Source organism: Actinomadura decatromicini, assembly GCF_008121305.1.
In the GTDB taxonomy this organism is placed as follows: domain Bacteria; phylum Actinomycetota; class Actinomycetes; order Streptosporangiales; family Streptosporangiaceae; genus Spirillospora; species Spirillospora syzygii.
On the sequence record NZ_VSRQ01000001.1, the window covers coordinates 622,499 to 647,993 of the forward strand.

Consider the following 25,495-nt stretch of genomic DNA (forward strand, 5'->3'; position numbering starts at 1 on the left):
AGGAGGCCACCGATGTGGATCACGCCCGAGCACCGTTCCGTCGTCGTCGGGGTGGACGGTTCCCCCAACTCCATGGCCGCGCTGCGGCGCGCGGCGCGGGAGGCCGTCGAGCGCCACGCCCGGCTGGACGTGGTGCGCGTCCTGGAGCCGGGCGCCGCGCCCCGGCCGATGGGCACGGCCCGGGAATGGCTGCGGCTCCGCCGCCTGGTGGCGGACGCGATCCCCCGCGTCCAGCACCTCACGACCCGGCTGCGCGTCGTGCGCGGAACGCCCAGCGAGGCGCTCCCCCGCGCCGCCGAACACGCCGAACTCCTGGTCATCGGCGCCCGGTTCCACTCCGGGCGCGGCAACCCCCTCGGCGGCGACACCGTCCCCGCCGTCCGCGAACGCGCCCGCTGCCCCCTGGTGATCTGCGCCGACCAGACCACCGACGCGCCCTCCTAGTGCTGGAGGTAGGTGAGGATCGCTCTCACTCGCCTGTTGTCGAGGGAGCTGCGGGGTAGGTCGAGTTTGTCGAAGACGTGGCTGACGTGGGTGCTCACGGTGTTCTTCGAGACGTGGAGGCGCTCGGCTATGCCGCGGTCGGTCAGGCCCTCGGCGAGGAGGCGGAGCACCTCGCGTTCGCTGGCGCTGAGGGCGGCGAGCCGTTCGTCGCGGCCGCGGGCCTTCATCAGGTCGCCGATCAGCTCCGGCTCCATGACGGTGCCGCCGGCGGCCAGGTGCCGGAGCGCGCGGGTGAGCTGGAGCGGCACCATGATGCGTTCCTTGAGCAGATAGCCGGTGCCCTTTTCGCCGCCCTTGAGGAGCCGTTCCGCGCATTCCGGAATGGCGTGCTCGGAGAGGACCAGAATTCCGAGGCCGGCGTGGTCCCTGCGCAGGGCCAGCGCTACCTGGACGCCCTCGTCGCTGAAATCCGGGGGCATGACGAGATCGAGGATCACCGCGTCCGGACGGAGGGCGGCGACGGCCGGGGCGACCTCGTCCGGGTGCTCCAGCGCGCCGACCACCTGGTGCCCTTCCTCGGTGAGCAGCTGCCGCAGGCCCGCACGGGTGATGAGCTGGTCGTCGACCACGAGCACGCGCATGACGCCTCCCCCTCGGCGCCCGGCGTTGGCGCACCGACATCCTAGGCCGGGGAATGCCGCCGATCTTCCCGCGCTCGCGATTTCATTATTTCTCACTAGGGACTGTTCCTGACAATCGACGATGTGTGATCAAGAACGGCCGCCATAGATTGAACCGCCTCACCGATGCGGAATCGGTGCTCGACTGGGGGAGCCGAGGATGAGCGGTTGGCGGGTGCCCGGATACACCGAGCTGGGAGAGCTCGGCGCGGGCGCGCACGGGCGGGTCGTGCTGGCCCGGCACGGCGACGCGGGCGCGCTCGTCGCGATCAAGTACGTCGGCACCGGGGAGCGGACGGCGCCGCGCGTGCCGTCCGAGCGCGAGGCGCGGATCATGGCGTCGGTGCGGCACCCGAACGTCGTCCGGCTGCACGAGCTGGTCCGCGGGGACACGGGCGTCGCGCTGGTCATGGAGGCCGTCCGGGGCGTCCCGCTGAACCGGCTGCTGCGCGGGCTCGGCCTCCTCGAACCGGAGGCGGCGCTGACCGTCCTCAAGGGGTCGCTGCTCGGGCTGGCCGCCGCGCACGACGCCGGGATGGTGCACCGCGACTACAAGCCCGACAACGTCATCGTCGGGGACGACGGCGTCAGCAAGCTCATCGACTTCGGGGTGGCGTCGGTGTCGGGCGAGAGCTCCGTCGCGGGCACCGCCGCGTACATGGCGCCGGAGCAGTGCAACGGCGACCCCGCCGGGCCCGCCGCCGACGTCTACGCCGCCACCTGCGTGTTCGTGGAGTGCGTGGCCGGACGTCCGCCCTACCTGGGCGACCGGGACGCGGTGCTGATGGCCCAGCACCTGCACGGGCCGATCCCGGCGGGGCTGGTGCCCGCGCCGCTGCGCGGGCTGGTCACGCACGGGATGGCCAAGAGCGCGGCCGAGCGTCCGCCGGGCGCGGCCGAGTTCGTCGCGGAGCTGGAGGCCGTGGCCGCCGAGGAGTACGGCGAGGACTGGGAGAGCCGCGGGCTGGTCGCGCTGGCCGCCGCCGCGCTGGCGCTGATGCCGCGCGGGGGCGGGCCCGCGCAGGCCGGGACGAGCACCGCCGACTCGACGGTCGGCACCGGTCACGCGGCAGGCGCGGCAGGCGCGGCGGCCGTGCCCGCCGCCGCGTCGTCCGCCGCCGCGGCGTCCGCCAAGGACGTCGTGAAGGATCAGGCCCGGCGTTCGACGCGGGTCGGGCTGCTCGTCCTGTGCGCCGCCCTGCTGCTCCTGATCGGGACGAGCCTCTACATCCTGCGCGACCACGCGACCACGCGGGACGTGGCGGGACACGACACGCCGCCGCCGGGGACGTCCGCGCCCGTACGGCCGTCCCCGACTCCGAGCCACGGCAAGAAGGGCGGGGACGGAGGGTCGGACGGCGGTGGCGGGTCCAGGAAGGTCGCCACCGAGGATCATCCCGGCCTGCCGTTCGACCGGCCTTCCGAGCGGGCGGGGACGCCGTGCCCGGCCCACGCCATCGCGCCCTACAGCTTCGGCTCCGTCCAGGTCGGCCAGGTGGTGACGCGAGACTTCGCGTTCCCGCACCGGACGTGCGACGACGTGGGAGCGATGTCCGTCCGGGGGCCGGGAGCCGGAGGGTTCGGGGCTCTCGTCTCCTGCCCGCCGCCGGGTACGCAGTGCCGGTTCCGGGTGACGTTCCGTCCGGCCGAGCGCGGGCGGCTCTACAGCGCGTCAGTCGTGGTGCCCTCGACCGAGGGCGGGACGGCCGTGGCCCTGCGGGTGTCCGGCACGGCCGCCACTCCCGTCCAGACGTGCCCGCGGCAGGCCCTGCCCGCGCGGAACCTGGGCTCGGTCGAGGCCGGACAGACCGTCAGCCGCGTGCTCGACGTTCCGCTGAACGCCTGCTACGACACCTCGGCGGTCCGGCTGGACGGCGATCCGTCGTTCGCCCTGGCCGGGACGCGATGCGGTGGCACGTCCTGCCAAGTCACGGTCGCCTTCTCCCCCACGGACGCGGGCGCCAGGTCGGCGACGCTGGTCGTCCCGGACCGGACGGGCGAGGCCGCGGTGACGGTCCCGGTCACGGCGGCCGGAACGCGGACGGTCCCGTCCTGCAAGAGGGGCGTGAACGGCCCGGACTACCGGTTCAGCCAGGAACTCGAAGGCGATGGACGGATCAAGGAGCCCGTTCCGATCCCCTGGGACTGGTGCTACGACGCCGGGACGATGAGCCTGACCGACACGTCCGCGTTCCGGCTGCTGCGCACGTCCTGCCCGCCGCCGGAGGGCTCGTCCTGCGCCGCACTGGTGATCTTCGAGCCCGGGGAGACCGGGACCTACGTCACGACCCTGGTGGTGCGCGACCGCGACGGCGGGCCGGGCGTCAGCGTCCGCGTCACGGCGACGGCCGTCGAGGAGCCCTGCGATCCCGACCCGGACGGCTGCCCCTCCGGGTTCGGGGCCACACCCTCGGAGCCGTCGAGCGGTACGCCGTCCGGGCGGTCCTCCGGGCCGTCGTCGACGCCGCCGAGTATCAGGGCGGTTCCGCGCCTTGTGAGGCCCGCGGTGAGCCCGAGCACGTCCGGGGAGCCGGCCGGCGGTCCGAAGACCGTGACGCCGTCCGCGAAGCCCGGCCCGGACGTCCCCGAGAAGCCGGAGGAATCGGCGCAGCCGAGGAAGAAGCAGCCCGAGAAGAAGGAGCCCGAGAAGAAGCCGGGGACGCCGGACACGCCCGCGCTGCCGCATCCGGAGCCGTCCACCGCGCCGCCCGCCACCGGACCGACCGGCTCGGGGCGGACCCGCGCCGTCCCCGCCCGCTAGCGCCCGACCGACCGACCCGACCGAACCGAGGAGCCCCGATGACGGTCCCCCTGAACACGGACGGTCCGCCGGGCCGCGCCACGCCGCTCGCGCCGCGCGACCCGCGCTGGTTCGGCGAGTTCCGCACCACCGGCGTCCTCGGCGAGGGCGGCATGGGACGGGTCTACTCCGGCCGCGCCCGCGACGGGCGGCCGGTCGCGATCAAGGCGATCCGCGCGGAGCTGGCGCGGGACGAGGGCTTCCGCACCCGGTTCCGGCGCGAGGCGGAGAGCGCCCTGCGGGTCCCCGCGTACGCGACCGCCGAGGTGCTCGCCGCCGACCCGGACGCGCCCGTCCCCTACCTGGTCACCGAGTACATCGACGGCCCCACCCTGCACGCGCTCGTGGCGGAGGGCGGCCCGCTGCGCGGCGCCGAGCTGCACCAGCTGGCGGTCGCGGTGGCGACGGCGCTGAAGGGCGTGCACGGGGCGGGGATCATGCACCGCGACCTCAAGCCCGGCAACGTGCTGCTGTCCAGGTTCGGGCCGCGGGTGATCGACTTCGGCATCGCGCGGACGCCGGACGCCACCCGCATGACCGGCGACGGCCAGGCCGTCGGCACGCCGTCCTACATGGCCCCGGAGCAGCTCCTCAACGACCCGCGCCCGGCGTCCGACGTCTTCGCCTGGGGCGGCGTGATCGTGTTCGCGGCGACCGGGCACCGGCCGTTCGACGGCGGCACCATGCAGCGCATGGTCGCGCAGATCATGAACGAGGAGCCCGATCTCGGCGGGCTGCCCGGCAACCTGCGCGCGGCGGTGTCCGCCGCGATGCGCAAGGACCCGGGCGCCCGTCCGACCGCCGCGCGCCTCCTGGAGATGCTGGACGCCGCCGACGACACGGCCCCCGCCCCTCCCCCGGCCCGCGCTCCGGCCGGCCGTGCCGCCGAGCAGACCACGACCGACGCGACCGCCGTCTCGCAAGTCCCGGACGAGTACCGGACGTCGACCTACGTCCCGCCGGAGCGGCGGCGAAGGCGGCGCGGAAGCGCCCGTCTCCTGTGGGCGCTGCTAATGCCCCTCGTGCTGGTGGGCGGCCTGCTCGCCTGGACCCACCGGCCCGCCGGGGACCCGGTCGTGACCGCCGTGGACGTCAAGGTCGACCATCCTCGTCCCGGCTGCGGGGACGAGGTCGACGTCACCGGCACGCTCACCACCGACGGCAAGCCGGGCCGGATCCCCTACCAGTGGTGGCGCAGCGACGAGGACGCCCCCGAGCCGCCCCTCCGCCAGTCCGTGGACGAGGGCCGCACCCGGACGACCGTCCACCTCCTCTGGAAGGTCCACGGGAAGGGGCGGCACCGTTTCACCGCGACGCTGACCGTCCTCGGCGACCACGCGATGCAGGACACCGCGTCCTTCACCTACTCCTGCGCGAGCTGATCACGGCCCTGGTCCGGGCGGCGCGCGAAGCGGCCGGGACAGGGGATCACGACCGTCAGGACGGTCCCCTCCCCCGGCTCGGAGCGCAGGTCCAGGACGCCGTCGACGGCGGCCACCCGATCGCGGAGCCCGGCGAGGCCCGAGCCGGGGCGGGCGGCGGCCCCGCCCGTCCCGTCGTCGGCGACGCGGACGGTCACCCGCCCGTCCGCGAGGTCGGCGGTGACGTCCACCCGTTCCGCGCCGGCGTGCCGCAGCGCGTTGGTGAGCGCCTCGCTGACGACGAAGTACGCGGTCAGCGCGATCGGCTGGGGCAGGTCGCGCAGCGCGCGGTCCATGTGCAGCCGGACGGGCCCGTCCGCGCGCCGGACCAGCTCGCGCAGCGCGGCCCGCAGGCCGCCGGCGGTCAGCACCGCCGGGTGGATGCCCCGGGCCAGCTCGCGCAGCGAGCGGAGCGCGGCGCGCAGCCGCGCCTCCGCCTCGTCGATCGCCTTGTCGAGGTCGGCGCGGCACCCGGCCGGGACGGTCCGGGCGGCGGCCTCGCGCACCCGGGCGAGCTCCAGCCCGACCCAGACGAGCTGCGGCTGCGCCCCGTCGTGCAGGTCGCGCTGGAGCCGGTGGCGGGCGGCGTCCTCGGCCGCGACGATCCGCGCGAGCAGCGCCCGGACCTGGGCGAGGTGCGCCCGCGCGGTCACCTGCAGCCGCGTGTTCTCCAGGACGAGCCGGGTCGCCTCGGTCACCGCCTCCAGCAGCCGGGGCTCGGCGTGCAGCGACGGGTCGTGGCTCAGCACGGCGACCGGGTCGGCCGGGTCCCCGATGACCGTGATCGCGGCGCCGGCGCCCGGGGCCGGCGGTTCGGCGGGCGTGCCGTCGGCGCTGACGTAGCCGCCGTCCAGCGGGAACGCGATCCGCAGGCCGGGATCGTGCAGCGTCGCGGCGAGCTTGGCCTCCAGGCCGTCCGGCGGCAGCTCGGCGATCTCCCGGACGAGGTCGGACACGCGCGCCTCGTCCAGCCGCTCGCGCAGCAGGCCCAGGAAGAACGCCGCCGGAATGGACGCGACCGCGACGAACTGCGCCACCGCGAGCGTCCCGTCGAACACCGGGTAGGAGAACCACGGCAGCAGCGCGCCCTGGACGCTCACCAGCGTCCACAGCCCGGCCGTGACGATCATCGCGACGGTGGGGAACGCGAGCACCCGCCGCTCCCGCCAGCCCGCGGGCCGGTACCGCCGGACGATCACCGCCCCGCCGACCACCGCCAGCACGCCGCCGCCCGCCGACAGCGCGAGCCCGGCGACGTCGGCCAGGCCGGGGTCGTGGACGGGGGTGATGGGCGCGCACACGTCCCGGCAGGCGCCGTCCGGCCGCGGCATGCCGAACAGGGCGATGACGACGGCGTTGACCGCGCCGAACGCGTAGCCCCCGGCGACGACGCGCCGTCCGGCGGCGTCCCGCACCCGGCCGGTCGGGTAGGCGAGGAAGACGTGCGCGCCCAGCGGGAGCTGGAACGCGTTCAGCCAGGACGACACCACCGCGAGCAGCCTCAGCGCCGCGGATCCGGAGACGAGCGCGAACGCGGCGGGCGCGGTGCAGCCGAGCAGCAGCCCGAGCGAGAGCATCAGGGTGCCCATGGGACGCCCCGGACGCACCCGCACGACCAGGAATCCGGCCAGCAGCCACGCCCCGATCTGCGCCAGCTCCTTGGTGTAGAAGAGCGGGCCGAACGTCCCCCACCGGACGGCGAGCCCGAGATCGAACGCGAAAAGGGCCGCGCCCGCCGCGAACAGGGCCCGGTGGCCGGGGCGTACGGAGTCGTGTTCGTCCACGCCGCACCATTCTGGACAGCACGATGTCGGAACAGCCGAATTCCGGGCGAAATCCATTGATATCGCCACGGGAGCCGCGTCCAGCGTAACAGTCCGGAGAACTCGGCGTTATGCGATTCCTCCGGTTCTCAGAGGCCGGATTCGGCAACCCGGCAAAGGGTCGGAGCCGGTCCGCCGTTCGGCCGCGTCCTGGATCTTCGGTGCACTGACCAGCGCCGGTCGCACCGGTCCGGCCAGCTCGGACAAACCGGTTATTCATCCCAAACAAGGCGCGACAGAGCTGATCGATCATCCTTTAACCGATCTACCTGCACTTTGCCGCGTCCTGATTCTTTCCTGGAACGGCCATATGCGGACACGAGCCGACCCGAAAATCCCGGTCACAAATTACAGCCGCTCTGCTTTGCTGTTACACGGACGGTCAAGGGGTCGGTCGGCCAGCAGATCGTTATTGGTGCGCGCTGACACGTCGGCCTAGCACGCCGCCGCGCAGCGCCCTGTCCGCGCAGGGGGCCGGCGATGATGCCGTGGCAGACCAGTCCGAACGGGGCCGATCCGAGGGAATCCAGCACGGGCCGCACCGGCGGGGCCCCGTCCGGAGCCGGCGCGGCCGCGCCGTCCACCACACCGCCTACCGCCCCCTCGACCTCGGCGTCCGGCGCGCCGGAGGGGGCGACCGGGCGGGGCGGCGCGCCGCAGGCGCCGGTGCTCTCCGTGCCGAAGGGCGGCGGGGCCGTCCGCGACATGGGCGAGATGTTCGGCGCCAACCCCGCCAACGGGACCGGGACGCTGACGGTGCCCGTCCCGGCCAGCCCGGGGCGGCAGGGCTTCGGTCCGTCGCTCGCGCTCGGCTACGACTCGGGCGCCGGCGGCGGCGTGTTCGGGCTCGGCTGGCACCTCGACGTCCCGGCCGTCACCCGGCGGACCGACCGGGGCGTCCCCCGCTACCGCGACCACGGCCCGCCCGCCGACGAGGACACCTTCCACCTGGTCGGCGGCGACGACCTGGTCCCCGTCCCCGGGACGCGGCGGGCGCGGCGCGCGGGCCGCCGCTACACCGTCCGCCGCTACCGCCCCCGGACCGACCACGCCTTCTCCCGGATCGAGCGCTGGACGGACGAGACCCCCGGCGCGCACGGCGACACCCACTGGCGCATCACCGACCGCGAGAACGTCACCACCGTCCTCGGCCGCGCGCCCGCCGACCGGATCGCCGACCCCGGCGACCCGTCCCGCGTGTTCACCTGGCTGGCGGACGCGAGCTTCGACGGGCGCGGCAACGCGATCCGCTACGAGTACAAGCCCGAGGACGCGGCGGGCGTCGACCTGGCCGCGCCGCACGAGCACGGCCGCGCCCCCGCCGCCCGGACGGCGGCGCGCCACCTCAAGCGCGTCCGGTACGGCAACCTGGCGCCGCAGGGCCCGGACGACGCGCCGCCCCCCTCCGGATGGATGTTCGAGCTGGTCCTCGACTACGGGGAGCACGGCGACGGAGGCGCGGAGGAGCGCCCCTGGACGTGCCGCTCCGACCCGTTCTCGACGTACCGCTCCGGGTTCGAGGTCCGCACGTACCGGCTCTGCCGCCGCATCATGCTGCTCCACCACTTCCCGGACGAGCCCGGGACCGGCGCCGACTGCCTCGTCCAGTCGCTCGACCTGGCGTACGACGTGCAGCGGCCGTCCGGGCTGTCCACGCTGGCGGCGGTGACGAAGCGCGGGTTCCGCCGCGCGCCCGGCGGGGCCCTGACGTCCCGCGCCATGCCCCCGATCGAGTTCGGCTACGCGCCCGCGCTGGTCGACCGCGAGGTGCGCCGCCTGGACGACGTCGAGAACCTCCCCGCCGGGCTCACCTCCCCCGCCTACCGCTTCACCGACCTCGACGGCGAGGGGCTGCCGGGCGTCCTCACCGAGCAGGCCGGGGAGCTGTTCTACAAGCCCAACCTCGGCTCCGGCCGGTTCGGCCCGGCCCGCCTCGTCGGGACGCGGCCGGTGCCGTCCGGGCTGGGCGGCGAGGGCGGGCGGCGCGAGCTGCTCGACCTCGACGGCGACGGCAACCTCGACCTGGTCGCCTTCGACGGCCCGGTCCCGGGGTTCAGCGAGCGGGCCGACGGCGCCTGGACGTCATGGCGGACGTTCAGGTCCCGTCCCGTCATCGACTGGCAGGACGCGCGCACCCGGCTGGTCGACCTCTCCGGCGACGGCCTCGCCGACGTCCTCGTCCTCGGCGACGACGACCTCACCTGGTACCGGTCGCTGGGCGAGGACGGCTTCGACGAGGCGACCCGCCCCGCGCCGCCTCCGCTCGGCCCGTCCCGCGCGGACGCGTGGATCCGGACGGGCGACCCCGCCGAGAGCGTCCAGTTCGCCGACATGACCGGCGACGGCCTGGCCGACCTGGTCCGCGTCAGGCGGGGCGAGGTCAGCTACTGGCCGAGCCTCGGGCACGGACGCTTCGGCCGCCGGGTCGTGATGGACGGCGGCCCCCTCCCGGCGGGCCCCGACGAGTTCGACGTCCGCCGGGTGATCCTCGCCGACGTGGACGGGTCCGGCACGAGCGACCTGATCTACCTCGGCGCGGACGGCGTGACCGTGTACGCGAACCGGTCGGGCAACGGGTGGGCGCCCGCCGGGGAACTGCCCGTCCGGTTCCCGCACGTCGACTCGGCGATCCAGGTGAGCGCGATCGACCTGCTCGGCACCGGGACGCTGTGCCTCGTCTGGTCGTCGCCCCTCCCGGACGACGCCTCCTCCCCGCTGCGGTACGTCGACCTGATGCGCGCGGGCAAGCCGTACCTGCTCACCCGGATGCGCAACAACCTGGGGGCGGAGACGTCGGTCCGCTACACGACGTCCACGAAGTTCTACGCGGCCGACCGGGCGGCCGGGCGGCCGTGGCCCACGAAGATCCCCTTCCCCGTCCACGTCGTGGAGGAGGTGGAGGCCCGCGACGCCGTCTCGCGGAACGTGTTCACCACCCGGTACGCCTACCACGACGGCCACTACGACGGCGTCGAGCGCGAGTTCGGCGGGTTCGGCGTGGTCGAGCAGTGGGACACTCAGGAGATCGGGGCGCTGGCCGCGTCCGCCGCGAACCACGACCCGGCGACGTTCCTCGCGCCCGTGCTCAGCCGCTCGTGGTTCCACACCGGGGCGCCGGGCGGGGAAGCCGCGCGGTTGGTGGCGCGCGACCCCGGGCGCGCCGACACGCGCCCGGCGCGGCTCACCGCCGACGAGGAGCGGCAGGCCGCCCGCGTCCTGCGCGGAAGCCTGCTGCGCCAGGAGACCTACGGGCTCGACGGCACCCCCGAGAGCGCGCGGCCGTACGCCGTCACCGAGCACTCGTACACGGTGGAGCTGCGGCAGCCGGGCCACGGCTCCCCGCGCGAGGACGGCTTCCTTCCCGCCGTCTTCACGTCCTACCGGTCCGGGTCGCACGAGGAGCACCACGAGCGGACCCTCTACGACGTGGACGGGCGCGAGGTCCCCGACCCGCGCGTCACGGACGACTTCGTCCTCGACGTCGACGAGTTCGGCGACGTCCTGCGGACGGTCGACATCGCGTACGGGCGGCGGTTCCCCGACCCCGATCCGGTGCTGACCGCCGCCGACCGCGCCGAGCAGGCGCGCGAGCGCGTCGTGGTCACCGAGAGCCGGTACACGCAAGCGGTCGACACCGACACCGCGTACCGGACGCCGATGCAGTGCGAGAAGCGCACCACAGAGGTCGTCGGCCTGCGACCCGCCGGGCTCCGGTTCGGCGCGGACGAGGTCCGGGACGCGCTCGCCCGCGTCACCGCCGACCTGCCCGTCACGGCCTGGGACGACGAGGGCGCGTCCGGTCCGGCCCGGCGGCTGCTGGAGCTGGAGCGGTCGGTGTTCCTGCGCGACGACCTGAGCGGCCCGCTGCCGTTCGGCGCGCTGGAACCGCTCGCCCTGCCGTACGAGACGGTCCGGCAGGCGCTCACCGACGAGCTGATCGCCGCCGAGTACGGCGGCCTGGTGGACGCGGCCCGGCTGGCGTCCGCCGGGTACGTGCGCGAGGACGGGGCCTGGTGGTCGCCGTCCGGACGGGTCGTGTTCGCGCCCGAGGACGGGAGCCCGGCCGCGGCGCACTTCTACGTCCCGCACGGCTTCGTCGATCCGTTCGGCGCGAGGACCCGGCTCCGCTACGACCGGTACGACCTGCTCGTCCTGTCCTCCACGGACGCGGTCGGCAACGTCGTCAGCGTCGGCGCGCGCGTCGGCGACCGGGTCCTGCCGGGCGGCTACGACTACCGGGTGCTCCAGCCCGCGGTCACCTGCGACGCCAACGGCAACCTGTCCGAGGCGGCCTACGACGCGCTCGGACGGCTCACCGCGATCGCCGTCCGCGGCAAACCGGGCGACGCCCGCGACGACCTCGGCGACACGGTCGACGGCCTCGACCCCGACCCGGACGACGCCGACCTCCTCGCCTACTTCGCCGACCCGCACGCGCCCGGCCTCGCGGAGCGGCTGCTCGGCCGGGCGACCACCCGCACCCTCTACGACCCGGGCGCGTTCCACCGCACGCGCGGCGACGCGGAGCCGCGCCCGCCCGCGACGGCGCTCCTCACCCGGACCGACCACGTCGCGACGGGCCGTCCCGCCGACCCGCAGCAGCTGATCACCTACTCGGACGGCAGCGGGCGCGAGGCCCAGCACAAGGCGCAGGCCGAGCCGGACGCCGACGGCGACCCGCGCTGGAGCGGCACCGGCTGGACGATCTACAACAACAAGGGCCTCCCGGTCCGCAGGTACGAGCCGTTCTTCAGCGCCACCCCCGCGTTCGAGTTCGCCCGCGTGGCCGGGGTCAGCGCCATCGTGTTCTACGACCCGATCGGCCGGGCCGTCGTCACGCTGCACCCGGACGGCGGCTACGGCAAGGTCGTCTTCGACCCGTGGCGGCTCACCGCCTGGGACGCCAACGACACGGTCGCGCTGCGCCCGGACGCCGACCCCGACGCCCGCGGCCTCGCCGGGCGCTACCTCGCCGGGCTCGACGCCGCCGGGACCCCGTGGCGGACCTGGTACGAGGCGCGCGCCGGAGGCGGACTCGGCCCGGCGGAGCGGGACGCCGCGACGCAGACCCTCGCGCACGCGGGCACCCCGTCCCGCGCCTGGTCGGACGCGCTCGGCCGGTCGTTCCTGACCGTCCGACACGACCGGGGCGCGGACGGGACCGCGGGCGACCGGTACGACCGGACGCTCGTCCGGCTGGACGTGCAGGGCCGCACCCGGGAGGTCCGCGACCCGCTCGGCCGGGCCGTCGCCCGGATGGGCTACGACCTGGCGGGCGCGCTGGTCCGGACCGCCGCGATCGACAGCGGGCCGGGGCACGTGCTGCACGACGTGCTCGGCGCGCCGTGCGGGTCCTGGTCGGCGCGCGGCTACGCGCTCCGCACCGAGTACGACCCGCTGCACCGGCCGACCCGGTCGTTCGTGGCCGGGCCCGGCATCGAGGGCGAGCGGGCGCACCAGCGCGTCGAGTACGGGGAGGACGTCCCGGACGCCGCCGCCCGCAACCTGCACACCCGGACCTACCGGACGTTCGACGGCGCGGGCGTCGTCACGAACGACCGCTACGACGCCGACGGGAACCTCGTGGAGGCGACGCGGCAGGTCGCCCGCGACTTCCGGGGGCACCCCGACTGGGCGGGCCCGGTCGACCTCGAACCGGAGCGGTACACGGGACGGTCCGTGTTCGACGCGCGGGGGCGTCCCGTCCGCGTCACCACGCCGGACGGCGCGACGATCACCGCGTCCTACAATCCGGCGGGCCTGCTCGAACGGCTGGACGCGCAGCCCTCCGGCGAGGATCCCGTGCCCGTCGTGACCGGGATCGACTACAACGCGCGCGGGCAGCGCGTCACGGTCGAGCACGGCAACGGCGCGCGCACCGACTACGCCTACGACCCGTTCACGTTCCTGCTGCGCGGCATCGTCACCGTCCGGGACGGCGAGCGGTTGCAGGACCTGCGGCACGTGTACGACCCGTCCGGGAACGTGACGTCCGTCCAGGACGAGTCGCAGGAGACGCTGTTCTTCCGCAACCGGGTCGTCCGTCCGGGCGGGCGGTACCGGTACGACGCGCTGTACCGGCTGGCCGAGGCGTCCGGGCGCGAACACCTCGCGCAGGCCGACGGCGTCCGCCCGCCGGGCCCGTGCCTGGGCGGGCCGCCGCCGCACCACCCGCACGACGGCGGCGCGATGAGCCGGTACACCGAGCGGTACGCGTACGACCCGGTCGGGAACCTCCTCGAAATCGTGCACGCGGTGGCCAACTCCGCCACGCCCGGCTGGACCCGGACCTACGACTACGACCAGGAGAGCCTGCTCGAACCGGGCGTCGCCGGGAACCGGGTCGGGACGGTCGGCGGCGAGCGCTTCGACCACGATCCGCAGGGCAACGTCACCGCGCTGCCGGGCCTGGCCCATCTCGGCTGGGACCCGGAGGACCGCCTGCACGTCACCGCGCACCGTCCGCCGAACCCGGACGCGACCCTGGACACGGACGCGGGCGGGCTCGGCGAGGCGACGTGGTCGTCGTACGACTCGTCCGGCACCCGGATCCGGAAGGTCACCGACCGGCCCGGCCCGGACGGGGAGCGGATCCGCGTCCGCGAGCGCGTCTACCTCGGCCCGTTCGAGGTGTTCCGCGAGTACGCGCCGGACGGCGAGGTCACCGTGGAGCGGACGACCCTCCACGTCCTGGACGAGGACCGCCGCGTCGCGCTCGTCGAGCGGCGCACGCGCGGCGACGACAAGGGCCCGGAGCTGCTCGTCCGGCACCAGTTCGACGACCATCTCGGCTCGCCGACGCTGGAGCTCGACCAGCGCGGCCGCATACTCACGATGGAGGAGTTCCACCCGTACGGGAGCACGGCCTACGAGTCCGTGTCGCGCGGCGCGCGGGCCGCGCCGAAGCGGTACCGGTTCACCGGACGCGAACGCGACCGGGAGAGCGGCCTCCAGTACCACGGCGCCCGTTTCTACGCGCCCTGGCTCGGCCGCTGGACCAGTCCCGACCCGGCGGGGACGAAGGAGTCGCTGTCCCCGTACGTCTACGTCGCGGCGAACCCGGTCCGGCTCGTGGACCCGTCCGGCCACGAGGGCGAGCCGCGCCAGCTCAACCTGGCCGAGACGCTCAAGCAGGAGGTCGTCGCCACCCGCGCCGGACGCGGCATCAGCCAGAGCCTGCGCCGCGACCTCCAGGCCGTCTGGGAATGGTGGGGCGGGCAGGGCAAGGTCGACGCCGGGCACGTCGGCAAGGCGCAGTGGGAGCTGCGCGCGGGCGAGCGCGGGTCCGTCGCCGCGCAGCCGCTCGCGGAGAACCGGTCGCTCGGCGCCGCCGTCGAAAAGGCCAGGGCGGGCGCCGCGCGGCTGCTCGGGAGGTTCGCCCGCAACGCCGAGGGCGTCGACGAGGGCGTGTCCGCCGGGGCGCGCTTCGGCCGGGCCGTCCGCGCCGCCTGGCGGGACGACCCCTCGTTCAGGTCCTTCCTCAAGGCGTGGAAGTCGGGCGGGGGCGCGTCCGGGACGGCGGCGACCGCCGCCGCCGAGACGGGCGGCGCGGCGAGCGGCGCCGCGGCGGCGGCCGAGACCGGGGCGCTGGCCGAGTCGAGCGCGCAACTGAGCCTGTCGTTCGAGGCGGCGGAGTCCACCGGCGTCCGCGTCGCGACGGAGACCGAGTCGGCCCTCGCCGCGGCCCAGGCCGGGGCCAAGGTCAGGGTCGCGGACTCGGTGGTCAAGGCGGCGGAGGCGGCGGCGCCCATCGCGGAGGAGGTGGCCCCCCTCGCCGAGGAGGCCGGCGCGTTCGCCGCCGCGGCCGAGACCGGCGGCCGGGTGCTGCGCGCCGCGGCGCCCGCGCTCAAGGTGGTGGGGAAGGTCGCCGGGCCGGTGGCCGTGGTGGCCGCCGTCCACCAGGCCGCGACCGCGAAGACGACCGCGGAGAAGGCCGACGCGTCGGTGGGCCTGTCCAGCGGCGTGCTCGGGCTGTCCGCCAACCCGGTGACCGGTGTCGCGGCGGCGGGCCTCGTCGCGGGCGGCTTCGTCGGCGGGAAGGCCGCGACCGCGGCGACCGAGGCCGGCTGGAGCCGCGAGGGGAGCGTCGCCGCGGGCACCATCGCGGGCGCCGCGACGGGCGCCGCGATCGGCGCCGTCGTCGGCTCCGTCGTGCCGGTCCTCGGCACCGCCACCGGCGCGGTCGTCGGAGCGGCCGCCGGCGCCATCGGCGGGTTCATCAAGTCGTACTGGAACTAGGGGGAGGACCCATGCCCACTCTCATCGTCGTGAGGCTGCGCCCCACCAGGCCGGTGAGCGGCGAGGCGTTCACGTCCGCGCTGTCGGGGCTGACCGTCGAGGCGTTCGACCTCGGCTTCGGCTCGACCGCCGAGGGCAGGTCCCTCGGGTCGGCGCACGGGGTGTTCACCTCGGTCTCGGTCGCGGAGATCGGCGTCGATCTCACGCGGACGGCGATCGTCCAGCACTACATCGACACCGGGGCGACCCCGACGACCCCGCCGACCATCCGCAGTCCGGCCGCGGCGGCGACCGCCGTCATCGTGGTCGACCCGCCGCCCACCGGGCCGGAGTACCCGACGGGCACGTCCTTCGACCTGCGGTTGAAGCTCACCCGCGACGGCGCCCCGATCGCCGACCGGCGGATCGACTTCAACGCCGTCGTCACGACCGTGGACGCGCTGCCCATCCTGCTGACCGACGTGGTGGGGCTCCCGCCGAGCGCGTACGCGGTGCTGCCCGCCGCCGCGTCCGGCGCGGGCGCGCACCTGGAACTTCCGGAGGACGGCACCCCGCCGGACTTCGCGTCCCTGGTCAAGGCCGTGAACGCGGTGCTCGCGCTCGACCCGGCCGACGGGAGCACCATCGCGCAGCGCACCACGCTCAGCGGCGCCCAGGCCAAGCACGTCGCGGCGGAGATCGAATGGGACCGGAAGGTCCATCCGGCGCCGCCCGAGCCGCGCCCGCTCGCGCAGATGTACACCAGCCCGCAGCCGGACGTCACGGTCGACGCGGACCGCGCCGACAACGACCGCCGCCGGTTCGAGGCCGAGCTCGACGGCTACTACGCCACCCACGACGGGAACGCGCTGCGGCTCAGCGGGTACGTGTACGCGGTCTGGGCCGCGATGATGTGCGAGCGGCTCAGCACGGGCGAGAACCTCACCGGTCCCGGCCCGGCGCAGGGGCCGGTGGACGGGGCCCGCGCCGCGCTGCTGACCCTGCCGCTGCCGCGCGGCGCCGGGGACGGCACGACCCTCCGGCACGTCTCGGTCACGCTCACCGGCGACCCGGCGCACGCGGTGCTCGACCCGCCGTTCGTCGTCCCGGCGGCCTACTTCTACGCGCTCGGCGCGCAGCTCCCGCCGCAGGTGGACGTGGCGCAGCGGTTCGCGATGGCGAGCGCCGACGCCGAGTCCAAGGTGCTCGTGACGATCGAGACGGCGGTCGAGGCGGGCGTGGTCGGCGCCGCCGAGCCGCCCGCGACCGGGCCCGGCGGGACGGGCGGCGCGCTCGTCCCCGCGCAGGCGGCGCGGCGGCTGCGCGCGATCGGGCAGGCGGCGGCGCCCGCGCCGGAGGTCGCGGTGGACGCGGCGGTCCGCCCGCTCATCGTGTCGTGGCTCGCGCACACCGGCCCGACCGCGACCATCGACGCCGACCTCTGGGTGCCCGCGACGGCGTCCGGGCCGGGCGCGGCCGCGTACCTGAGTCTGCTGCTGCACGCCGTGACCGGCGGGTTCGCGCCGCTCATCGCGGCGATCACCACCGACCTCGGGGTGACCACGGCGGCCGGGCTGCGGGCGGTCACCGAGGACCGGTGGCGCGCGCTGTTCCTGCCGCCCGGCGCGCCGCCGCGCCTCGACCTGCTGCCGCCGTTCACCGAGGCGGGCACGGCCAGCACGCCGCAGGACAGGGTCGACGCGTTCCTGCGGCATCTGCGGCAGTTCCTGACCGTCCCGTTCTCCACGGCGGCGGGCGAGGCGCCGGCGGAGGAGTCGCCGTCCGCGCTGCCCCGGCCGAGGCCGAACGTCTTCGCCGCGTTCGAGGTGGCGTACTCGGCGCACGGCGGCGGCACGTACACGCCGGGCACGCCGCGCGACCCGGACGCGACGCGGTCGGCCGCCCTCGACGTGTTCCCCGGCGACCCGCACGCGCGGGCGTGGCTGCTCGCGGCGCTCGACGCGATCGACGCGCTGCACGTCCTGACCGCGTTCGCCGCGCCCGGCGAGCCGTCCGCGGAGCTGCGGTTCTCGCTGATGGAGGCGCTGTACGCGCGCGGCTTCACCACGGTCGCGGCGGTCGCCGGGCTCACCCCGGACGCGTTCGAGCACGCCCTGGAGGGGACGGTCGCCCACCGGTTCGCGCCCGAGATCCAGGAGGCGGCGGGCGGGTCGGGCTCCGAGCCGGGCGGCGAGGACCTCTTCTCCCCCGTCAACCGCGGGACGCTCACCGACTGCCTGCCGCCCGAGCACCTGTCCCCGTTCGGGCTGGTCGCGTACCTGAGCGAGCTGCTGCGGCTGTCGGCGGCGAGCACCTGCGCGAACCCGTTCCCGTCCGAGGAGTCGGCGAACCTCGGGGACCTCCTCGCCGACCGGCGCGGGACGCTCGGCGGGCTGGTCGCGTCGGCGGCGAACCTGGCGACGCCCGTCCCGTCCGGCGACCTCGTGAACGAGAGCCTGGAGCATCTCGCGGCGGCGGTGGCGTCGGGCGGGACGCCGTCCGGCGTCGTGTTCGACACCGCGTCCGAGGAGGTCGGCGGGCACCGGATCGGCGGCCCGGACGGGCACGACGCGGGCACGCTGCTCGCGGCCGTCCCGGAGCACTCCGCGCCGTCAGCGCCGCTGCCCGCCGCCTACGCCGCGCTGCGCGCCGAGCCCGGGGCGCCGCCGCTGCCCTACGACCAGGGGGTCGACACCGTCCGCTCCTACCTGCGGGCGGCGGGCACCAGCCGGTACGAGGTCATGCGCCGGTTCCGGAAGCGGATCACCGAGTTCGCGCTCGACCCGGCCCACGAGCCGGACGGCTTCGCCGCGCACCGCCAGCGGTACCCCGTCCGGCTGGAGACGGCGCTCGAATACCTGTGCCTGACCGTGCACGAGTACGCGATGTTCTTCGCGGGCACGCCCGGCGAGGAGCCGTCCGGGGACATCCCGGCGGGGTGGCGGCTCTACGGGTTCCCGCGCGCCACCGTCGGCCGGACGCACTGGTCGCGGATCGCGGCGCGACTCCCCGACCTGCTCGCCCGCACCGGCCTGGAGTACTGCGAGCTCGCCGAGCTGCAGCGGAGCGGGATCGTCCCGTTCGACGTGGTGAAGATCGCGCGGCGCCGGCGGGAGGAGGGCGACGGCCGCCTGCCGGTCTGCCCGCCGTGCGACCCGGAGGAGTACCGGGCGCGGTTCCCCGGCGAGGGCGACACGGACCGGGCGGCGGCGCTCGTCCGGCTCATGCTGGTCGTGCGGCTGTGGCGGGCGCTGCGCTCGCGCTGCGGCGGCGGCCTGTCGTTCCAGACGCTCGCGGACGTCGACGACGTCCTGCGCCTGTTCACCGCGGACGGCGCGGTGAACCCCGACTTCCCGCGCCAGCTCGCCGCGCTGCTCATGCTGTGCGACGACCTGCGCCTCCCGCTCGGCGGCGGCGACGAGTCGGGCCCGCTCGGACGGGTGCCGCTGCTCGCCCTCTGGGCGGCCGACGCCACGCCCCGCGAACGGGAGCGCGCCGTCGCCCTCCTCTTGGAGGGTGTCGAGGAGACCGCCGAACGCGCCGACCCGGCCCTTGAGACCAGCCCGGAACTCCTCAAGATCATCGCGGCGAACCTCGACCCGCTGTCGGTGCTGGCCGGGTTCGACCCGGACACCCCGTCCGACACCTGGCACTCCCGGCCCGCCGCGACCCTGCGGTTCGCCGAGGTGCTGCTCAAGGTGTACCTGTCTCCGTTCACGGTCGGGGAGCTGCTGTTCCTGTTCACGACCGGCGACCACCTCGACGGCGACGACCCGTTCCCGCTCCAGGACCGCAACGAGGCCGCCGACGACCCGCTCATGCTCGGCGACACCGAGCCGTTCGACGGCCAGGGCCCGCACTCGCTCTGGACGCTCCGCGACGCCCTCGGCGACGTCGCGGTCACCGACGAGGAGGCCGCGTCCTGGCCCTGGACGCGGATCGCCGCGTCGCTGCGCGCCGACTTCGGGTACACCGCGCCGACCGGCGTCCCCGACCCGCTCGACCTGCTCGGACGCCGCTTCTTCGCCGCCGAGCTGCGCCGCCGCGGCATTCCGGTGAGCGCCGCCGAGACCCGGTTCGCGGTGCCGCTGGCCGCCGCCGACACCTCGCCGGACATGTGGGCGGGCGGCCCGCCGGAGGGCGGCTTCGGCTACGACCGCGCCGCCGAGGAGCTGTACTGCCTGCTGCCGCTGCGGGACGCCGACGTCCTCGAACGGCTGCTGCGGATGCGTCCGCTCAACCCGGTCGAGCGGCGCGCGGTCCGCGACCTGTACTTCGCGCCGCGCGCCGCGTGGGCGCCGTTCGCCGCGCTGTTCGAGAACCCGGTGCAGGCCATCGAGTCGCTCGTCCAGGAAGGGGACGACGACTCCCGGTTCGCGCTGTTCCAGAAGGCGTACGCGCTGTTCACGCGGCGCGCGCACGTCGTCGCCGGGCATCTCGCCCGGCACGTCGCCGCCGCGACCGACGGCGATTCCGACGGCGCGGACGAGGCGGCGTGGCTGATCCTGCGCGGCCTGTGGGCGGACGAGAACTTCGGCCTCGCCCCCTGGGAGGACGACTCCGGCGCCCCGCCGGACGTCACCTACCCGTGGCGTCCGGGCGCGGGCGCGTTCGCCGCGCTGCTCGGCCTCCGCGGGACGGGCCTCGTCGGTGAGTTCCGCCCTGACGAGCCGCGTGCCGCGCTGCGCTGGCGGGAGGTGCGCGGGCCGCTCGACCCGTTCGGGGACGTCCGGAACGCGACGAACGCGCCGGTGCCGACCGTCCTCCCGGCGATGGACCTGGAGCTGACCGACGAGCAGGAGCGGTACGTCAGCGTCCGGAACGGCCTCGCCCTGCTGGACGCGACCGGCGAACCGCTCGGCGGCGCGGAGCCGTTCACGGCGCGCTGGGAGGGTGCCCTGCTGGTGGAGCACGACGGCACGTACCGCTTCCACGCGGGCCACGCCCCCGACAACGACGAGCACGGGCACCATGAGCATGGGGACTGGTGCGAGGGACGGCGCTGGCGCGTCGTCCTGCGCCGGGGCCAGCGGGTGTGGACCGTCCTGAACCACGGGCTGCCCGGCGACGAGGCGCCCGGCCACCGGTCGGGGCCGCTGCGGCTGCGGCGCGGCGCCTACGAGATCACGATCGAGGCCGAGCAGGACGAGCCCCGGTTCGCGAGCCGCGCCGACACCGGGGCCGCGCGCACCGGGTTCCGGTTCGCCTACGCGGGGCCCGACACCGGCGACGCGGTCACCACCCTCCCGTTCGACCGGCTGTTCCGCCCGGCGAAGGACGCGACGCTCGGCGACGGCGTCGTCCGCAACCCGACCCTGGACGCGGCCGGGCGGACGTCCTCCCCCATCCGCCCCGGCGAGAACGCCGCCGCGTGGCTGAACGGCCTCTACACGAGCAGCCTGCGCGACATCCGGCGCACCTACCAGCGCGCGTTCAAGGCCCTGCTGGTGGCGCGGCGGTTCGGGCTGTCCGCGCGGCCGGTGGTGGGATACCGGCAGTCCGAGCTGGGGTACCTGCTCGCGCACGGCGCGACGTTCACGGGCACGTCCCACCCGCGCACCGGGGCGGCGGCGTTCGGCACGCACCGCGCCTGGCTCTCCACCGACCTGGTGCCCGTCGGCGACCCGTACCTCACCGACGCCGTCGTCGACCAGCGCTCGCGTCCCGGACGGCCCCGGCAGGCCGCGCTCTTCGACGTGTGGGAACGCCTCTACGACTACTGCGACCTGCGGCGCGACACCCGGACGGCGCGCGAGCGCCCCGTCTGGATCCTGTTCGCCGAGGTGACCGAGCAGCAGCCGGACGACCCGGTCAACATGCTGCGCCACCTCGGCGTCGACGCCCGGCACGCGCCCCTCGTCAGCGTGTACCTGGACGTCCCGCCCGACCCGTACCGGCTCGGCCCGCACGACCTGGAGGACGAGCGCTGGGCGATCCGCGCCTGGCTCGCCTCGCGGCTCCTGGACCGGATCACGGAGCGTCTCGTCCCGCGCGACATCGGCGCCGCCCACCCCTACCTGTGGGCGGCCGACGACCCCGCCGCGCCGGTCGGGACGCCGCCCCGGCCCGGCGCCGCCGACCTCGTCCGGTTCGTCGAGGACGCCTTCATCGAGAACGGACGGCCGCGCCGCTACACCGACCTCCAGCGGCTGAACGACGGGCTGCGCGAGCGCGCCCGCCACGCCCTGCTCGCCTACCTGTCCGGTCCGGGACGGTTCGCCGCCGCGCCCGGCGACCTGTCCGACCTGCTCCTCCAGGACGTCGGGGCGGGCCCCGGCCAGCGCGTCACCCGGATCGAGGACGGCGCCGCCGCCGTCCAGGCGTTCGTGCAGCGCGCGCTGCTCGGCCTCGAACCGTCGCTGACCATTCCCTACGGGCTTCGCAAGCTGTGGCGCAACCGGTTCGCGACGTTCGCGCAGTGGCGCGCGTGCGCGCGGCGCGAGGCGTACCCGGAGAACTGGATCGAGTGGGACGACCTGCGCGAGGCCCGCCGGTCGGAGGCGTTCCGGATGCTGGACGCGCGGCTCCGCGAGGACGAGTTGACCGTCCCGGTGCCGGGCGGGCTGGCCTGGTGGCGCGCGGCCCGTCCGCCGGAGCATCCGTCGCTCACGCTCGTCCAGGACGCGACGCTCGCCGTGGAGCGGCTGCTGACGCCCGCGCCGGAGGGGCTCGGGCTGCTCGGCGGGCCGGTGCCGTCCGCGCAGCCGTCGTGGCTCGCGCCGGTCGCGCTGCCCGCCGCGACCGTCGCCGCCGCGCCCGGCGAAGCACCCGCGCATGACGTCTCGACCGAGGTCGTACCGGCCGCGCAGGGGCGGGACCTGCCGCTGTGGCTGACGGCGGCGATGACGCTCGGCGTCGCGTTCGTCCGGGTCGCGGCGGCGGGGATCCCGCCCGCGTCGGCGCACCTCATGCCGTACGGGCACGCCGCGGGCTGCTGCCGGGACTGCGCCGACGACCGTCCCGAAGAGGGGATCGACGAGTACTACTTCTGGCTCGTCGCCGCCACCGGGTACGACGAGGCGGACCCGGCGCGGGACGCCGACGCCGGGGTCGTCGTCTCGACGCCGGAGCACCCGGTGGACCAGACGTCCGACTGGCACCGCCGCGACAAGCTGCCCGGCCTGCTGCTCTGGCCTCCGGCGCGGGTCGCGCACCTGCACTGGTGCCGGGTCCGGGACGGGCGGTTCGAGCCGCCGCGGCGCAGCGCCGAGGCGGTGCGGCTGCGCCCCGGCCGGGGCGTCGCGCGGCTCGTGTTCGAGGGCCGCACGGACGACACCCTCCGCTTCTCCGTCCCCGACGCCACGCCGCCGGTCGGCCACACCGACCCGACGGCGCCGGGTTTCCGCTACGACCTGCCCCTGGACGACGCGGTCGTCCTGCCCCTGGTCACCGCGCCCGACACGCCCGCCATCCCGCTGCCCGGCGGGATGGCCGCCTACCCGTACTTCACGATGCGCCCGCCGGGAGCGCCGCTGCTGCCGCTGTCGCCGTTCCCGGTCGCGACGGCCGTCGCGGGCGCGCTGCGCGCGCACGGCCGCCACGAGGCGGCGCTCGCCTGGTACGGCCTCGCGTACCGGCCGCTGGACGCCGACAACACGTGGCGTCCGGGCGACTCCGACGGCGACGCGGTACGCCGCCGGGACGTCCTGCTGTCCTTCGCGGAGACGCTCGCGCAGGCCGCGGACGCCGCGTTCGCGCGCGGCGACCTGGAGAGCGCGCGGCAGGCCCGCGTCCTGTTCGACGCGCTGGCCCGGCTGCTCGGCCCGTCGCCGCGCCGGGTCTCCGGCGAGCCCGGCGCCGCGCACGTCGGGCTCGCGGACTTCGTGCCGCGGCCCGCCCCGCTGAACCCCCGCCTGCTCGCCCTGTACGAGCGGGTCGGCGACCGGCTCGCGCTCGTCCGGCACGACATCGACGCGCACCGGCTGCGCCGCGGCCCGGACGTGACCGCCGACCCGGCCGACCCGTGCGCGGACGGCTGCGACGGGACGGCCTGCCACGGCCCGATCGGCCCGTACCGGTTCACCTACCTGATGCAGAAGGCCCTCGACCTCGCGTCCGAGGTCCGCGGGCTCGGCGCGTCCCTGCTCAACGCCTACGAGAAGGGGGACGCCGAGGCCCTCGCCTCACTTCGCACGGCGCACGAGCGGCAGCTCGCCGAGCTGGGCCTGCGGACGCGGCAGCTCCAGTGGCGGGAGGCCGACTGGCAGGTGCAGGCGCTGGAGAAGACCAAGCAGGGCGCGCTGACCCGGCTGGCCTACAACCAGGCGCTGCTCCGGGCGGGCAACAACGCGGGCGAGCTGGGGTACGAGGCGATGACCGTGGTGTCGACGGCGTCGCGGATCGCGGGCAACGTCTCCGAGGCCGTCGCGCAGGGCCTCGGCATGACGCCCGACTTCTGGCTCGGCGTCGCCGGGATCGCGGGCACCCCGCTCCAGTTCAACCAGTTCCCGCTGGGCAACAAGCTCGCGGCGGGGTTCAGCACGGCCGCGCGGATCCTCGCCCAGGTCGCGGAGAACGCGAACACGACCGGCGGCCTCAGCCTGACCGAGGGCGGCTGGCAGCGCCGCGAGGACGAGTGGCGCCACCAGGTCCAGGTGATCGGCGTCGAGCTGCAGCAGATCGAGCGGCAGATCCTCGCGGCCGAGCGGCACCGGGACGCGGCGCTCCGCGACCTGGAGGTCCAGGAGCGGCAGATCGAGAACACCCGCGAGGTCCAGGACTACCTGCGCGACCGGTTCTCCAGCGCCGAGCTGTACCTGCACCTGCAACGCGAGACGGCGGCGCTGCACCGGCGGCACTACGACCTCGCGCTGCGGCTCGCCCGGCGGGCGCGGCGGGCGTTCGTCCACGAGCGCGGCACCCCGGCGCCCGAGCTGCCCTCCCCCGGCTGGGACACGCTGCGCGAGGGGCTCCTCGCCGGTGACCGCCTGCACCTGGCGCTGCGCGAGATCGAGACCGCCTACGTCGAGGAGAACTGCCGCGAGTACGAGCTGGCCCGCCATCTGTCGCTGCGCGCCGAGTTCCCGGTGGCGTTCCTCCAGCTCCAGCAGACCGGGTACTGCGAGATCGAGATCCCGGAATGGCTCCTCGACCTCGACCATCCCGGCCATTACATGCGGCGGATCAGGAATGTCACGCTGACGATCCCGTGCGTCGTCGGGCCGTACACGAGCGTCAACTGCCGCCTGACCCTGCTCAGCAGCCGGACGCGCGTCGACCCGTCCCTGCGCGAGGCGCCCGCCCCGTGCTGCGACGCCGCCCGGCCGCCCGGCGCCCCGGTCGCGTGCCGGTGCCCGGGCGGGGGGACGCCGCGCGCCTGCCCGTGCGCGTCCGGCGAGTGCTGCGCCTCGGGGGCCGCGCCGGTGTCGGGATACGACGCCGGGCCGGACGATCCGCGGATCGTCCACGCCTACGACGCGACGGAGGCCATCGCCACGTCCAGCGGGCAGAACGACTCGGGGATGTTCGAGCTGAACTTCCGCGACGAGCGGTATCTGCCGTTCGAGTTCCGCGGCGCGGTCAGCCGGTGGCGCGTCGAGCTGCCGCCGGAGGACAACCGGTTCCCGCTCGCCAGCGTCAGCGATGTCGTCATGCTGCTCAACTACACGTCACGGGAGGGCGGCGACGTCCTGCGCGCCGCCGCCCGCGCCGCCGCCGCGCACCGCCTCCCCGGCGCCGGGGTGCGGCTCGTGGACGTCCGGCGCGACCTGCCCGACGACTGGCACCGCCTCCAGCGGCCGGGGCACCGGCTGCCGCTGCGGCTCACCCGGGAGCTGTTCCCGTACGTCCCCGGCGGGTGCGACCTGCGCGTCACCCGGGTCGAGCTGTTCGCGGAGCTGGACGAGCCGGGCTGCCGGTCCCTCCTGCCCGCCGTGTTCCACGCCCATCACGGGCACCGTCCGGACGAGCCGTGCTCCTGCTCCGGCGTCCCGGTCGACTGTGTGGCGAGCGCGGAATGGCCGTGCCTTTTCCACGGCGTCGTCGACACGGATCTTGCGGTGCGGCCGCACCCGTCCGCCGAACTGGTCTTCCCGGACCTCCCGGTCGGCATCACCGCGCTTCACCTCCTCTGCACCTACACGACCGAACAACACGCCGGGAGGCACTAGA

The 25,495-nt window shown here is 75.6% G+C and carries 7 protein-coding genes; 5 read left to right on the forward strand and 2 right to left on the reverse strand.

What is annotated here, in order from left to right; translation table 11 throughout:
* Positions 1-12 precede the first annotated feature (12 nt).
* Positions 13-444, forward strand: coding sequence for a universal stress protein (locus FXF68_RS02440; RefSeq protein WP_187437675.1), 432 nt, complete (start codon positions 13-15; stop codon positions 442-444).
* On the opposite strand, the gene FXF68_RS02445 is transcribed toward FXF68_RS02440, so the two are convergent.
* Positions 441-1,085 (reverse strand): LuxR C-terminal-related transcriptional regulator, encoded by a 645-nt coding sequence (locus FXF68_RS02445; RefSeq protein WP_148757251.1) that lies wholly within the window; start codon positions 1,083-1,085, stop codon positions 441-443. The genes FXF68_RS02440 and FXF68_RS02445 overlap by 4 nt on opposite strands.
* A gap of 199 nt (positions 1,086-1,284) precedes the next feature.
* Between FXF68_RS02445 and FXF68_RS02450 the strand changes: the two genes are divergently transcribed.
* On the forward strand, positions 1,285-3,885 hold the full coding sequence (locus FXF68_RS02450; protein ID WP_148757252.1) for a protein kinase domain-containing protein: 2,601 nt from the start codon (positions 1,285-1,287) through the stop codon (positions 3,883-3,885).
* 38 nt (positions 3,886-3,923) lie between these two features.
* Entirely contained in the window at positions 3,924-5,306 is a 1,383-nt protein-coding gene (locus FXF68_RS42020) for a serine/threonine-protein kinase (RefSeq protein ID WP_187437676.1), read from the forward strand.
* Here FXF68_RS42020 and FXF68_RS02460 read toward each other — a convergent pair.
* The gene (locus tag FXF68_RS02460) at positions 5,288-7,129 is read right to left on the reverse strand and encodes a sensor histidine kinase (RefSeq protein WP_148757253.1); all 1,842 of its coding nucleotides are present in this window, start codon (positions 7,127-7,129) and stop codon (positions 5,288-5,290) included. The two genes, FXF68_RS42020 and FXF68_RS02460, sit on opposite strands and share 19 nt — an antisense overlap.
* Before the next feature lie 519 nt (positions 7,130-7,648).
* Here FXF68_RS02460 and FXF68_RS02465 point away from each other — a divergent pair.
* Complete coding sequence (locus FXF68_RS02465) at positions 7,649-15,406, forward strand: SpvB/TcaC N-terminal domain-containing protein (RefSeq protein ID WP_222869775.1); 7,758 nt, start codon at positions 7,649-7,651, stop codon at positions 15,404-15,406.
* An 11-nt stretch (positions 15,407-15,417) separates the two neighbouring features.
* Positions 15,418-25,494 (forward strand): Tc toxin subunit A-related protein, encoded by a 10,077-nt coding sequence (locus tag FXF68_RS02470; RefSeq protein WP_148757254.1) that lies wholly within the window; start codon positions 15,418-15,420, stop codon positions 25,492-25,494.
* Position 25,495: the final 1 nt, after the last annotated feature.

Bases quoted from the DNA above. Each gene is read 5' to 3' on its own strand.
- FXF68_RS02470 (WP_148757254.1), top strand. From the start codon at position 15,418: ATGCCCACTCTCATCGTCGTGAGGCTGCGCCCCACCAGGCCGGTGAGC.
- FXF68_RS02465 (WP_222869775.1), top strand. From the start codon at position 7,649: ATGATGCCGTGGCAGACCAGTCCGAACGGGGCCGATCCGAGGGAATCC.
- FXF68_RS02440 (WP_187437675.1), top strand. From the start codon at position 13: ATGTGGATCACGCCCGAGCACCGTTCCGTCGTCGTCGGGGTGGACGGT.
- FXF68_RS02450 (WP_148757252.1), top strand. From the start codon at position 1,285: ATGAGCGGTTGGCGGGTGCCCGGATACACCGAGCTGGGAGAGCTCGGC.
- FXF68_RS02445 (WP_148757251.1), bottom strand. From the start codon at position 1,085: ATGCGCGTGCTCGTGGTCGACGACCAGCTCATCACCCGTGCGGGCCTG.
- FXF68_RS42020 (WP_187437676.1), top strand. From the start codon at position 3,924: ATGACGGTCCCCCTGAACACGGACGGTCCGCCGGGCCGCGCCACGCCG.